General features: G+C 35.3%; 18 protein-coding genes. 17 read left to right on the top strand and 1 reads right to left on the bottom strand.

The features are described from left to right. Positions 1-76: 76 nt before the first annotated feature. The 5 genes from ACPEEM_RS08465 (at position 77) to ACPEEM_RS08445 (ending at position 3,620) form a co-directional block, all read left to right on the top strand. Positions 77-1,069 carry a hypothetical protein gene (locus ACPEEM_RS08465; RefSeq protein ID WP_424406669.1) on the top strand — a complete coding sequence of 331 codons (993 nt, stop codon included), beginning with the start codon at positions 77-79 and terminating at the stop codon, positions 1,067-1,069. A 22-nt stretch (positions 1,070-1,091) separates the two neighbouring features. Then, the gene (locus ACPEEM_RS08460; protein ID WP_424401720.1) at positions 1,092-1,547 is read left to right on the top strand and encodes a hypothetical protein; all 456 of its coding nucleotides are present in this window, start codon (positions 1,092-1,094) and stop codon (positions 1,545-1,547) included. Between the two features lie 33 nt (positions 1,548-1,580). Next, on the top strand, positions 1,581-2,183 hold the full coding sequence (locus tag ACPEEM_RS08455; protein WP_424404896.1) for a hypothetical protein: 603 nt from the start codon (positions 1,581-1,583) through the stop codon (positions 2,181-2,183). A 322-nt stretch (positions 2,184-2,505) separates the two neighbouring features. Further along, positions 2,506-2,928 carry an NTF2 fold immunity protein gene (locus tag ACPEEM_RS08450; RefSeq protein WP_424406667.1) on the top strand — a complete coding sequence of 141 codons (423 nt, stop codon included), beginning with the start codon at positions 2,506-2,508 and terminating at the stop codon, positions 2,926-2,928. A gap of 248 nt (positions 2,929-3,176) precedes the next feature. Next, a complete protein-coding gene (locus ACPEEM_RS08445) occupies positions 3,177-3,620 on the top strand; it encodes an NTF2 fold immunity protein (RefSeq protein WP_424406665.1) in 444 nt (147 codons plus the stop codon). Between the two features lie 266 nt (positions 3,621-3,886). On the opposite strand, the gene ACPEEM_RS08440 is transcribed toward ACPEEM_RS08445, so the two are convergent. Next, positions 3,887-4,240 (bottom strand): Imm51 family immunity protein, encoded by a 354-nt coding sequence (locus ACPEEM_RS08440; protein ID WP_424401716.1) that lies wholly within the window; start codon positions 4,238-4,240, stop codon positions 3,887-3,889. A 337-nt stretch (positions 4,241-4,577) separates the two neighbouring features. Here ACPEEM_RS08440 and ACPEEM_RS08435 point away from each other — a divergent pair, with 337 nt between their 5' ends. The 12 genes from ACPEEM_RS08435 to ACPEEM_RS08380 all read left to right on the top strand — a co-directional run bounded on the left by ACPEEM_RS08435 (position 4,578) and on the right by ACPEEM_RS08380 (position 13,375). After that, positions 4,578-4,994, top strand: a complete 417-nt coding sequence (locus tag ACPEEM_RS08435; RefSeq protein WP_424406663.1) for an NTF2 fold immunity protein — start codon at positions 4,578-4,580, stop codon at positions 4,992-4,994. 431 nt (positions 4,995-5,425) lie between these two features. Continuing rightward, positions 5,426-6,163: a hypothetical protein gene (locus ACPEEM_RS08430; RefSeq protein WP_424406661.1), complete on the top strand. Its 738-nt coding sequence runs from the start codon at positions 5,426-5,428 to the stop codon at positions 6,161-6,163. Between the two features lie 281 nt (positions 6,164-6,444). Then, positions 6,445-6,567 (top strand): hypothetical protein, encoded by a 123-nt coding sequence (locus ACPEEM_RS08425; protein ID WP_424406659.1) that lies wholly within the window; start codon positions 6,445-6,447, stop codon positions 6,565-6,567. Between the two features lie 40 nt (positions 6,568-6,607). Continuing rightward, positions 6,608-7,210, top strand: coding sequence for a DUF6707 family protein (locus tag ACPEEM_RS08420; RefSeq protein WP_424406657.1), 603 nt, complete (start codon positions 6,608-6,610; stop codon positions 7,208-7,210). Between the two features lie 90 nt (positions 7,211-7,300). Continuing rightward, positions 7,301-7,978 carry a hypothetical protein gene (locus ACPEEM_RS08415; protein ID WP_424406655.1) on the top strand — a complete coding sequence of 226 codons (678 nt, stop codon included), beginning with the start codon at positions 7,301-7,303 and terminating at the stop codon, positions 7,976-7,978. Between the two features lie 178 nt (positions 7,979-8,156). Next, positions 8,157-8,555, top strand: a complete 399-nt coding sequence (locus tag ACPEEM_RS08410; RefSeq protein ID WP_424406653.1) for a hypothetical protein — start codon at positions 8,157-8,159, stop codon at positions 8,553-8,555. Beyond that, positions 8,552-9,259: a hypothetical protein gene (locus ACPEEM_RS08405; protein WP_424406651.1), complete on the top strand. Its 708-nt coding sequence runs from the start codon at positions 8,552-8,554 to the stop codon at positions 9,257-9,259. Before ACPEEM_RS08410 ends, ACPEEM_RS08405 begins: the two co-directional genes overlap by 4 nt. A 522-nt stretch (positions 9,260-9,781) precedes the next feature. After that, positions 9,782-10,216 (top strand): RHS repeat-associated core domain-containing protein, encoded by a 435-nt coding sequence (locus ACPEEM_RS08400; RefSeq protein WP_424406649.1) that lies wholly within the window; start codon positions 9,782-9,784, stop codon positions 10,214-10,216. A gap of 282 nt (positions 10,217-10,498) precedes the next feature. Beyond that, entirely contained in the window at positions 10,499-10,819 is a 321-nt protein-coding gene (locus ACPEEM_RS08395) for a hypothetical protein (RefSeq protein WP_424406647.1), read from the top strand. 304 nt (positions 10,820-11,123) lie between these two features. After that, positions 11,124-11,774 carry an RHS repeat-associated core domain-containing protein gene (locus ACPEEM_RS08390; RefSeq protein ID WP_424406645.1) on the top strand — a complete coding sequence of 217 codons (651 nt, stop codon included), beginning with the start codon at positions 11,124-11,126 and terminating at the stop codon, positions 11,772-11,774. A 15-nt stretch (positions 11,775-11,789) separates the two neighbouring features. After that, positions 11,790-12,182: an Imm50 family immunity protein gene (locus ACPEEM_RS08385; RefSeq protein WP_424406643.1), complete on the top strand. Its 393-nt coding sequence runs from the start codon at positions 11,790-11,792 to the stop codon at positions 12,180-12,182. A 416-nt stretch (positions 12,183-12,598) separates the two neighbouring features. Then, positions 12,599-13,375, top strand: coding sequence for an RHS repeat-associated core domain-containing protein (locus ACPEEM_RS08380; RefSeq protein ID WP_424406641.1), 777 nt, complete (start codon positions 12,599-12,601; stop codon positions 13,373-13,375). Position 13,376: the final 1 nt, after the last annotated feature.

The raw sequence follows: 13,376 nt of genomic DNA, 5'->3' as shown, positions 1-13,376 counted from the left end.
GCGTGAAGAAAGCAAGGGGAGATGAGGTTGCGGCAGTTTCTCCCCTTAATCCCAAACCGAATGATGGAGAGCGTCAATGAGCGATTCCCCTTTACCGCAAACAGGCTTATTGTTATTAACCACGGATATTTTTTCCGAAGAATATGATGACAATGATGAACAACGCCCCGTAGATCCTGAACAAGCCTTGCCCGATCCGCCAGTATTGCCAGAATCATCAATATTGCCTGCACAATCTTCCCCGCCGCTCGATCTTGAAGAAACGGATGTGCCAGATTTGACTGCGGATTTATTTGAGATAGCAATGCCAATCGAGCAAGAGAAAGCACCACAGGAAGCTGTGATCCGTGCTAAGGCAGAATTTGCTAAGTACATGCATGAAATGGACGAGAAAAAAGGCGACAATGTTGTGGTGAACAAGGCATTCAACACCGCATTCAAGCAGGAAGAAACGCATCAGAAATTGAAAACATCATCGCCTTTGCCCTACCGTCACACCACATTCACCCCCTTAACCTTGCCTCAATCTCGCACGAAGACAGGCATAAACAATAAAACATATCCAAGTGAGGTGATATCGACAAAACCACAAAACCAGTTAACCACATCACCATTCACCCCCTTAACCTTGCGTCAACCTCGCCCGAAGACGGGCATAAACAATAAAACATATCCAAGTGAGGTGATATCGACAAAACCACAAAACCAGTTAACCACATCACCGAAAAAAGCACGGACGAAAGTGCAAAACACCATGAAAAGTGACCGCACTTTTCGTACCGATTTTCAATTACAGGTGGCGAATCAAAAAAAATCGTCAAAACCTACCGCACTTTTTGTTTCGCCACGCTCAACCACGTCTCCCTTTAAGCTGTCAAAAAGGGATAACCACAGCACGGATTACCCAACTCAAACACTGCGTAAAGTCAAAAACGAGAAACCCATGCCAGCAAAAAATCCGCATTTCACCATGGCACCCCTTCGCCTAACTGGGTTATCGTTAAATTTTTCGCATGAAAAAGAGAGGGGACAAATGCGAAATTTAATGAAAATCACGATGTCATTCTAACGGGAAAAAAAGAGAGGAAATTATGGATATTGCAGATGTTGTTACAAAAAAATACAAAGAAATGTTTAATGTTGCCTATGTGTTAGTGGAACAAAAAAATTATCGACGTGCCGAGCAAATTTACCATGAAATTGTGGCACTCAGCGATCTGGTGCAGTATCAAGAAGCCAAACGCATGGCATACATTTGTTTAACCAATTTAATGGTAATGGAAGAACGATTACAAGATGCGTTAGCCTGTGCCGTGAATGCCTTGAATTTCAGTGTAGATGAGGAGCAACGTCAACAAGCCAAAGTGTTAATTAATCCCATTTCACTGGCTTTACTGAAAAAAGGCATTGAGCTAGAACAAGCCCGCAATTACAGCGATGCCTATCTGATTTATCAGCTGATTTATCCTTATCTGTCCAGCAAACGCCAAACGGTAGTTAAACAAGAAATGACCGCATTAGCCTCTTGTGGTGTTGGGGAAAAATAGGGGAATAACAAAGGGAATAAAAAGAGGTCGGTTATGAGTGCAGAAGCCATTGCCATGTTACTGAAACAACATAATAAAGATGCGATGTTGTCAATTCATGCGGGTAATTATCAACAAGCGATCCAGTATTTTTTAAATAGTCTTGCGATCGAAGATCATTATGATTTAGGTATTCACCGAGCAAGAACACGCATGAATCTCGCCAACACCTATTATTTGTTGCAGGAGTATGAAAATGCCTCTCAAGTGTTATCGGAGGCAGAACAAATCTTTATACAGCAACATCATTTAGAGGAATGCCATTATTGTCATTTATTACAGGCTCAGATTTTGCTGAGCCTTCACCAGCTTGATGAGGCAGAACAGCTCATGAAAGCCTTATTGCTCAAAACACGCACTGAGCATATCCGAGGCAAAGCCCGTTTGATTTTATATAAAGTGTATGCCCTCCAAGATCAAGACAAAGCATTGCCAATGCTCAATCAAGCCATATTTACCTTTGAACGAGGAGAACACCAAGAAGAACTGATCGAAGCCCTTCAACTCCGAATCGACTACTACCAACAAAAAGGCAGACATCACCTCGCCGCCGTGGATATTAATAAACTGAATGGGTTGCTAGCGGAAAGTTTGTGAGTAAATGCTGTTAAATGGTCGCTCTACTATCAATGATTAGGGCGACTTTTTTATGTCCCTATATATGAAATGGTACAAAATACCCCAAAAAACAATGCTTGGTTGATAGATAAAAAAGAATCAGTTTTGATGAAGGAAAATATGGAAAAGAGAAAACTTATAAAAAACTGATAATATCGCCTCTGCTACTGCAAGTTTATCACGACTAGTTGAATTTTTTACTGACATCAACAGCAAACGGGCACTTATCTTCGTTTAGATCTAAAATGGACAAAAAGTTTTAGGACAATTATTTAAAAAAACCAAATAAGAGAGGTATCTTATGGAAAAAATTAGTCTTGAAAATTTAAATTTAGCCAAGAAAACCTTGCTTGATTTTTTTAAAGTAATAAACGCGTGGAATATTAATTCATATAGCCTAATACAAAAAGAAGGTTTTGACGAAAAGATTAATGCCGAGATCACCTCCAGTTTAACACCTATTATTAATCAATACTGCACGCCCAAGTTATCTAAAAGTATAGCTGGACACTGCTCAGATATACCTGGCTATGACATTCATTTCTTATCTATTGATAAATATGAAATAGTCACAAAAAATAAAATATGTTTTTTTATTACGGAATCAAATAGAAGTAAAAGTACTTATAAATATACTATGGTATATAAAGATGGAAGGTGGTTGCTAGATAGAAAAGATTGGTTTGACTCATTTGATAATAAGTGGAAAAAACATTATATCTAATAATTAAGCTCCCCATGGTGCAGCTCATTTGTAACGATTGACTTGTATTTTTTGCCACACAGAACAAGCGGTGGCATTCTCTCCGATTTTTGATCATTTGCAACGATTTCACGAGAGCCATCGCTTGTTTTATTTCTCAAAACTTTCCCAAAACCCACCGCACTTTCTTCCTACTAAACGTTGCTCAAACCAACCTTAAAACTGTACGCCAATCCTTTAAATTAGTACAATACTTAATGAAATTATCTATGAGATATTTAAAAATGGAAAAAGACTTAACTCAGAAAAATTTGGAAATTAATCAAGAGAATCTTGTTAAAGAATTTTTTATAAATTTTATAAATGCTATGAATACATGGGAAAGAGAATTTAACTTGAGTAAGAGTAATTCACATAATACTTTAAAGTTTAAATTAGAAGAAATTTTTAAACAATATTGTACTAATAAAAGAAGAAAATATGGTAGACCTGAGGTTTTATATAGTGAAGACCCGCCAGAATATGATATAAATGAATATATTATAGAGTCGATAGAGTTGAACGATGAAAAATTCATTATATACACAAAACAAAAAAATAAGTTTCAAGATAGATTTAGATTTTTTATTTTACAAAAAAATGGGCAATTTAAGATTGATAAAAAAGAAAGGTTCTCTAAGTTAAATGAAAAATGGGTAAAGTATAATTTATAAATTTAAAAGTCGCACATCCGATGGTTGTCTTTTATCACGAATGGCTTAATTTCTTTCCAACATCCACAACAAGCAGACACTTTCTTTCTCTTTTACCTGTTGTAAAAGTTTGATGATTGCTGACTGCTTGTTTTATTTCTCAAAACTTTCCCAAAATCCACCGCACTTTTGAAAATTGAGTAAGAAAAAAACAGCCACCCTTTTGAGTTACTGTTTCTAAAAATATTATATTCAATTAGACAAACTGGAAGGTGTTGGATTGAATTTTAGTCTAATTCAGCACGACTAAATAAGTCTAAAATAAAAGGCTTATCCTCACAGGCTTTTTTGAAACGAAGAATGAAATCCGCCAGTGCATCTTTGTCTTCTGAATAGACACAGAACATACTACCCTCTGGGTCAAAATCTATTTTGTCTTGCAAATTCGAACACTGTTCATCCAAAAACACTTGAGCTAAGCTTCCCCAGTCATAACCGCTTCCTTCAAAACCTTCATCTCCACGAGTATCAAAAACCTCTTGCAGATACTCTCCCACATTTAGGCAAACGGAAGCACTGTCTTCACTCTCAACCCAGAAAAACGGTGCAATTTCGTTTTCAAATTCTTTTGTGATTTTCATATATTTAATCTCCTTTCAAATTTATTTTACTTTATAGATGTAACATGTATATCATATTTCCAATTAGTTTTACATGTCTAATTCTTGTTTTTTTTACTAGTGTTCGCTATCTATTTTCTTGTTGCTTTTAGTTAGAGATGATTTAGCTCAAATAACCGAAGCCAGTGCAATGGTAAAAAAGAGATGATTGACACAGGGATTAAGGGATTAATAGGGAAAGCTATAGAATATTTGAAAAATAAATAAGAGAAAAATCAGGTAAGAATGATAGTCCTTTAGATTTAAAATGGACAAAACGTTTCAGAAAGATTATTTGAAAACATTTAGGAGATATAATATGGAAAAGGTAGAAAAAGTTGAAATTGCTCAACAAACACTATTGGCGTTTCTTGATAAAATCAATAATTGGAACGTATATGCAGCACAATATATTAAATCTAACGGATTTAATACCCAGATAAAAAAAGAACTGATAGAACCGCTAAAAGAAATTTTGGAAAAATATTGTACTGAAAAATTATCTAGAGATGTGTCTGCAAGTTGTTCCGAAATTTCTGGCTATGACATTCATTTCTTATCCATTGATAAATATGAAATAGTCACAAAAAATAAAATATGTTTTTTTATTACGGAATCAAATAGGAGTAAAAGCACATATCGATACACCATGATATATAGAGATGAAAAGTGGAGGATAGATCAAAAACAAGTGTTTAGAAAATTTAATAATAAATGGGAAAAAAGCTATATTTAATCGTTCATTTATTTAAAGTAATTATTCTGTCAAGAGTAGTTTAATATTTTTTATATCAACAATAAGCGGCAACAACCAAGTTCACTTTTACACGCTGTAAAAGTTTGATGAGTACTGACTGCTTGTTTTATTCCTCAAAATTTTTTCAAAACCCACCGCACTTTTTACCAATAAATTCATCCCAAAACTGTACGTCAATTCATCAGTTAAGTACAATAAATCATCAGTCAGTCTTGCTTAAAGGTTCAGCTATGCTTCGATAGGGCTGTTTCATCCATGGGGGCAAACATGTTCGGTGCAAAAAACCAAAGCAGCCAGAAATAAAAGATGAGAGTGTGGCAGAGTCTGTCCATAGACTGAGTCATGTTCTAGAGGGCGATGCGGTGATCAGTTTTCTGATAAAGGTGGCAAGATTAAATAAGGTGAAATGAATGAAACTCGGATATTATTTAGAAAAAATTAAGAATCCAATTATTGATAGAGAGAGTTTACTGAGGGTAAATGCGATAAAAAATATTGAAGATATTATACCTTTATTTACTCAGGATTTTATTTATAAGGAATATCTTTATATCAATGGATTATTAAGACAGCGTTATTTAGTTGAAAATCATGATGAAATGTTGCGTGATGTGGATATGGATAAAATCTCTTTATCAAAAGACACACGCACAATCCATTTTTTAGGTGCTAAAGGCACAGTATTAGATTTTTCACAATTTAATTGCTTAGAAAAAATTCATATTATTGGGTCTAGGACAGTGAAAAACATTATTTTACCTAAGAATGGTTGTGTAAAGGCACTGGGGATAACTAATATGCGAAATTTAGAGGTCATTGAAAATATGACTTTGCAGAAAGAAATGAGATATTTGCACTTTGATTATTCGCTTAATATCACCAATTTTAATTTTATTAAAGAGTTAAATAAGTTAGTGTATTTATCCTTTTCTAATAATAAAAAGTTACCTGAAATTAATTTTATAGATAAAGAAAGTGAACTTTATTTTATAGATTTTTTTGAAACTAATGCTATTAAGTATTCATCAACTTTAGATGTGTTAAAACGGCTTAAAAATTTAAAGTTCTTGTTTATTAGTGGAACGAAAAAGGAAAGATTGTATTTGAAGCAGGCGCTACCACATGTTTGTATGAGGGATGATATTTAAGTAACAATTTACTTCACCTTTTATACTGAGAAAATCAGGGACATATTCTTTTGTTTCACATGAATTTTGCTCATCTCTGAAGCGTGGCTTAACGTCTTTCTAATATGACCAACAAGAGATCCCTTTCTCTTGATTTTTACAGTTTACAAAAAATTTAGCGGGATCGAGAGCAGGTTCTATTCTTAAAAGCCCCCCAAAATAGAGAGAATGCTCAAGAAAGGCGAAATCAATCTCTATCAGAATATGCCACTAAAGTGGGATATGATAGAGAGGAATGTTCTATGGCTATGTTGAGTGAAAGCGGTGAAAGTGCGAATATGAGAGAAATAATCCCATCAGATAACAGCGGTGCAGAATCTTTTATTTCCCATGCATGGTCTCAATATTCTGATGGACAAGCATAACATTTATAGTCAATTCAATCTTAAAGTAGGAGCGTGTTCTATGGTTGTTTCAGCGTTATTGGCAAATATTAAAGAAGATGAAATATTCGCAGGTTATATTAATGAAATCCCTAAAAAATATCAGAAAACTCAGATCAAGTTTTTAAGTGCACTAGATCGTTTAGCCTATTTACTGTATTTAAAAGGTAATGAAGATGACGCGGTATCCCTTTTAGAAAAACTTGTGCAAGTTGAATATGATGGGAATTATCATTATTGGGGGACGATTGAAAATACAATCGTATTATTAGCCTTTATTAAAAAAGATAAAAAAGAATATGTGCAAAATTTAAAGTCTAGAATTGACAATGCAATAAATTCAGGTGATGAAATGGTTAAAGCGGTAAAGCAAAAAGTACATAACCGTTTTTTGAAAGGCATACTGCTAGCGTCTCGCGAAGACAAAGTGAATCATTCAAAAAATGAGATCGATGAAATAGAAAATCGAATTATTTTATTAGGTGACCTGTTAAGGTTGTCTATTTTTTTAGAGACAGTAACGGTGCCGCATGGTGATATTATAAAGAAAATTGAATTTAATCTTCATTATCTTCGTGATTTTTTCAAAAAGAATAATATGGCACTTCTTTTTCCATTTAAGTAATGTTTTTGTGTGTTTTAAAAAATTCATGTCTATAACAGGTAAATGCCTTATTTTACTCTCAGTAAAAATATTTAATGGAGTGAAACCATAATGAAAATAATAGAATTTATCAAACATTGTCAGGATATTAAATTATACGACCCTATACAAAATAATGCTCTTAACGTATTAGAAAGTTTAAACTTCTCTAAAAGTCATTTGACGTTGTTATCCATCACGGATGGAATGGCGTTTTTTGGTGGATATTTTCGATTATTTGGCGTGAATAAAGAAAGAAATATCAATTTATTTTCTTGGAATAGTGATGAATTATGGAAATATACGTGGGGAAGATATATTGATGGTTATTATTTCTTTGGTATGTCAGCAATTGGGGATTTATTTGCTTATGGAGATGATAATCGAGTTTATTATTTAGATGGTGTCACGATGAATGTTATTTCAGCGTATGATGATTTTTATGAGTTTTTTCAAGCGGAATTTATTGCACGAGATAATGGAAATGTTGAATGTTTATTCATCGAAGCAAGAAATAAATTTGGCGATTTAGATATAGATACCAGCCTAATATATATTCCTTCATTATTTTTATATAACGATCCTTCAGTTGATAATTTAATAAAAATGCGGACAGTAGATGTTATGACAATAAATGGTGATTTATGTAGACAACTTATGGAAAATAAAAGGAATGTAAAAGTCTTAGAAGATTATATTGATTCCAACGGGAGATGTCGGGTGAAGGTCATTTTTGAAGAGGATAATTAAGATAATAAATATTTTCTAAGTATTCTTTTTCAAAACCCACCGCACTTTTGCTAATAAATTCATGCCTAAACTGTACGTCAATTCATCAGTTAAGCACAATAAGTCAATAGATTATCTTGCCTAAAGGTTCAGCCATGACCCGATAGGGTTGCTGGGTGGGTTTAACCCTTATGGTTATGTGTTTGACCCAACGGGCTGGGTTGATCCGTTGGGATTGAATGGGTGTGGAGCTTCTACTCCATCAACAGAACCGCATGGAAATAGTAAAGATAGTACAAAAACACAACATTTGTATGAGATATATGATGTTGAAACAGGAGATGTTCTTAAGACTGGAATTAGTGGTAGTAGTTTAAATAAAAATGGAACCTCTCCTAGAGCAAATCGACAAGTAAGTAAGTTAAATGGACCTGTTGATGATGCGAATCCTCCAAAATATGCTGCCAGAATCATTGATGATAGTATTCCTGATAGAAAAACCGCACTTCAGAGAGAAGTTGAGAATGCTCAAAAATTACATGATGAGGGTAATTCAATGTCCCTTCATAAAAGACCTAGATCTTGGGAGAAACAATGAAATTAAAATATTTTGAATTGGATATGCCATATCAGAAGAATGAGGCTTCTGTGCAAGCCATAATGTCTGAAAAAAATATTTCATATAGTGAAGCTGTTAAGATTGATTATGAGCAGAATTGGAAAGCGAAAAGAATGCAATTCATTACAGAAACTAAAGGCGTATCTTCCCTTTTTGAAAGGCTCTTTCAGCCAATAACAACAAAAGATTGTTGGAAAATTTTGGTTGAGTGTGTTTCTGAAAATGCTCAAGAAAAATATACTGATCGTCTTGGTGTATATGTGGTTCAAGTGATTTTTAATTTTGATGAATACGAAATGTTATCTTTACCAGAGAAAAATCAGCGAATTTTAAGTGCGTTAGAAAAGGGGGTTAAATCAGTTTTCCTGCAAATCAATGAAAATACAGCCTCTGTTGATGATATCGTAAATAAAATAAAAGCAGATAATTACCATAATAGCTGGATTTGGAAATCAGTTAAAAAAGGCAAGCGTAAGGCCAGCATACAAATAATACATACATTATCGAAGTCAGATATTTATTTTCTCATAGAAGAAAAAGAGCAACGCACGGAAAAATTGATATTGTCTTGTTCATCTAATGAGTGGGATTATGGCAAATATTTAGGGCAACTGGTGTTAGAAGAAAATCAAGTAAGTTTGATCGATAAAGCTGGTGTTGTTGTGAGTCAGGTCAGTGTTTAGTAATAACGACGTTTTGAGATGATGTGATAGCTTAAAAATTCTTTTCAAACGTACCGCACTTTTATTTCGTAATTTATGTTGAATTACAAAATCAATAGATTTCTTGGGAATGCGTTATGTGAAAAGAAGAAAAAGCTTGTTAGATGGATTCAATAAGCATGCCGCGATTTTAATAGATACACCGAGAAACAGTGATTGGAGAACAGTACTATGACAAAAATATATGAATTGGCTTCTAGTTATGGCGAGCTTTCCCCCCGACGCCGCTCGTTTATAACGAGTGGCTTACTCTTTTTCTTCACAGAAAGCGGTCACTTTCTCCTTCACTTTTACACGCCGTAAAAGTTTGATGAGTGTTGACTGCTTGTTTCTATTTTTCAAAACCTCTCCAAAACCCACCGCACTTTTCCTACTAAACGCAAGCCAAGAACTGTACGCTAGTCCTTTAAGTTAGTACAATAAATCATCAGCCACTCCCCAACGGGCTCAGTCACTGACCAAGTGGGGGCAATCACGGAGTTGATGAGTGAAACGGGGTATATTGATTATCGCCAAAAACTCAGCCTATGGGGCGAGGCGACGATTGATGGGCATCGTCACCCGGCGGCGAATGACAGTCAGGCTTTAGGTTATCATCACCGTTTTGCGGGGCAGTATTATGATGAAGAAAGTGAGCTGCATTATAACCGTTTCCGCTATTACAGCCCAGAGACAGGGCAATATCTTAGCCATGACCCGATAGGGTTGCTGGGTGGGTTTAACCCTTATGGTTATGTGTTTGACCCAACGGGCTGGATTGAACCGTTTGGGTTGGTTGTTTGCTCCACACGTTATGGACGCTATCAGGATTTAAGAAAAATTGGATATTCTGCCGAAGATGCTGCAAGGTTATCTCGTAGTATGCCAGATCAACTATTAAAAAATACTAAGATTGATTATACCGAACTCCAAGATTGAGCTAGAGTAAATGGATTACCAAATTCTTGGCATCCTAACCCATAAAAATTCCCAACTGGAGGATTTAAGTATCAAACAGGGCAATATAGTGCTCATGGGCATGGAGCCAACCCTGTCTCACAAATTCAATATCCAGGCTCAAATGCAGTGATAGGACCTACAGTTAGTATTAAAGGTCCTGAAGGTAATTTACGCAGCGATGGAATTTGGGGAACTTTTAGTTCTGATCCTAATGGTACACATATTCCATTTATAAATTCACCATTCTAAATAGAGGAACATATGCTAATAGATTTTTTATATAAGAAATTAATAAATTTACCTACTATTATTAATATAGATGATGAAATTTTTTTTATTAATGAGCTTCAAAAAGCGAATATAAATGACATAAAGATTAATATGAATAAATTTATTTCTATATTAGAGTTATTACAAACTTCACATCAAGACAATGGGATATTTGAGGTTACATCTGAAAATGTAGATATTTTCTTTAATTTTGTTTTTTGGATTAAAGAAATTCAGGCTAAAACTGGATTTAATATAGATAAATATGTTGATGGATTTGATACAAACTTTGATGGAAGTTTAAAAATGTAAATATATTTTCCTTAATAGCATAAGTCCCCCCGATGCCGCTCGTTTATAACGAGTGGCGTACTCTTTTTCTTCACAACAAGCGGTCATTTTCTCCTTCACTTTTACACGCCGTAAAAGTTTGATGAGTGTTGACTGCTTGTTTCTATTTTTCAAAACCTCTCCAAAACCCACCGTACTTTTCCTACTAAACGCAACCCAAGCCAACCTTAAAACTGTACGCTAGTCCTTTAAGTTAGTACAATAAATCATCAGCCACTCCCCAACGGGCTCAGTCACTGACCAAGTGGGGGCAATCACGGAGTTGATGAGTGAAACGGGGTATATTGATTATCGCCAAAAATTGAGCTTGTGGGGCGAGGCGACGATTGATGGGCATCGTCACCCGGCGGCGAATGACAGTCAGGCTTTAGGTTGTCATCACCGTTTTGCGGGGCAGTATTATGATGAAGAAAGTGAGCTGCATTATAACCGTTTCCGCTATTACAGCCCAGAGACGGGGCAATATCTTAGCCATGACCCGATAGGGTTGCTGGGTGGGTTTAACCCTTATGGTTATGTGTTTGACCCAACGGGCTGGATTGATCCGTTGGGGTTGGCGGGGTGTAATAAAAATTTTCGCTCCAGAAGAGAAGCATTAAGAGCGGCTAAACGAGATGCGGGAATTCCAATGTCTCAACAGCCTATTGATGTTAAGTCAGTTCCAATGACAGATAGAAATGGAAGACGAATTTTTGATGCTAACCATAATCCAATTAATACTAGAGAATACCATTATATTACTCGTACAGGAGAGAGAATTGTATTCCAAGAACATTCTGCAGGACATCAGTATGGACCTCCCGGAACTCCTGGTAATCAAGGACCTCATTTTAATCCAAGGGTATATGAATCTAGTACAGGAAATGCCTCACGGAATGAAAGCTTTTCGGGGATGGCTGAACATTATAATTTTTAAAAAAGGAGGGAGCATATGAAATGGTTTGAGAAAGCAATAGGTAAAGAAAAAATTATTCATATGTTTAATGGAGAGTTAACATTAAACAATGTTATTTTAAATACTTTTTGTTGTTATGATTATAAGCTAGATATTTCAATATATTTGTTGGAGTTACCTAATTCATTTCCAATAGCTTGGGAGAAAAATGTATTCAATAGCATTAAAGTTGTTCTTGAATTCTTTAATTTATTAGAAGTTAAGATGTATGCTGATAATTTATATAATTTAAGAGGTGATGTGGATTTAAAGTTTCTAGATGATAAGGTTGAATTTAACCTAATAAATGATAAAGGGGTTGTTTTATATTCTTGCTCTGATGTTGTTAGAATTGCTGAAATAAAGCCTGTAAAAATAAGTAATATTTAATGATGTATTAATAAATATAGGGGATAATATATTATTTCTTTAAAAACTCACAGGGAATAATTATTTCATATTTTTAAATGTGACAAGTATGTGAAAATGATATCTATAAATTACTTGATATTTTAACTTCACTAATTAATACCACGCCCCTATAACGAGTGGCTAAATTCTTTTTCAATCCCCACAACAAGCGGAGGTGTTCTCTTGGATTTTTCAGTATTTGTAACCAATTTCACGAGAACCTGTCGCTTGTTTTATTTCTCAAAACTTTCCCAAAACCCACCGCACTTTTCCTACTAAACGCAAGCCAAGCCAACCTTAAAACTGTACGCTAGTCCTTTAAGTTAGTACAATAAATCATCAGCCACTCCCCAACGGGCTCAGTCACTGACCAAGTGGGGGCAATCACGGAGTTGATGAGTGAAACGGGGTATATTGATTATCGCCAAAAACTGAGCTTGTGGGGCGAGGCGACGATTGATGGGCATCGTCACCCGGCGGCGAATGACAGTCAGGCTTTAGGTTGTCATCACCGTTTTGCGGGGCAGTATTATGATGAAGAAAGTGAGCTGCATTATAACCGCTTCCGCTATTACAGCCCGGAGACGGGGCAATATCTTAGCCATGACCCGATAGGGTTGCTGGGTGGGTTTAACCCTTATGGTTATGTGTTTGACCCAACGGGCTGGGTTGATCCGTTGGGGTTGGCTGTTTGTGGAGCATCTATTAATGATTCAGGAAGATCAGGTCATAAATCAATAGATCGAGTTGCAGATGAATTAAACTCATATGTTCAGAGAGCAAGTAAAATGGCAGATAAGGGTATTCATATGGATACAGCTTGGGGGAAAATTTATTCTCAGTGGGCTGGAAAATCTTATATCCCTCAATGGCTAAAAAATGTTGCAAGGGGTAATGCGATTCAACAAATTACAGATAAATTAGCATTCAACCCAAACAATCCTAATAGGTATATTACTGAATTGGCGAATATTGGTGGGTATTCAGGTAGTATTCCAAGAAATGTAGGGGGAATTTGGTCTCCTTTAAGACCTGATTATCATTTTAGAATTCCGAACAGTAACGGAGGATATCGATATGGTGTATTTGATATTACAACAATAGGGCAAGCTGGAAAAATTAATAAATACCAGAACGATTTAACTCATTGGTTTATTAATATCATATATTAGG

Origin of the sequence: Pasteurella pantherarum, from assembly GCF_049670885.1 — a bacterium.
In the GTDB taxonomy this organism is placed as follows: domain Bacteria; phylum Pseudomonadota; class Gammaproteobacteria; order Enterobacterales; family Pasteurellaceae; genus Pasteurella.
This window is presented reverse-complemented; position numbering and strand designations above follow the sequence as displayed.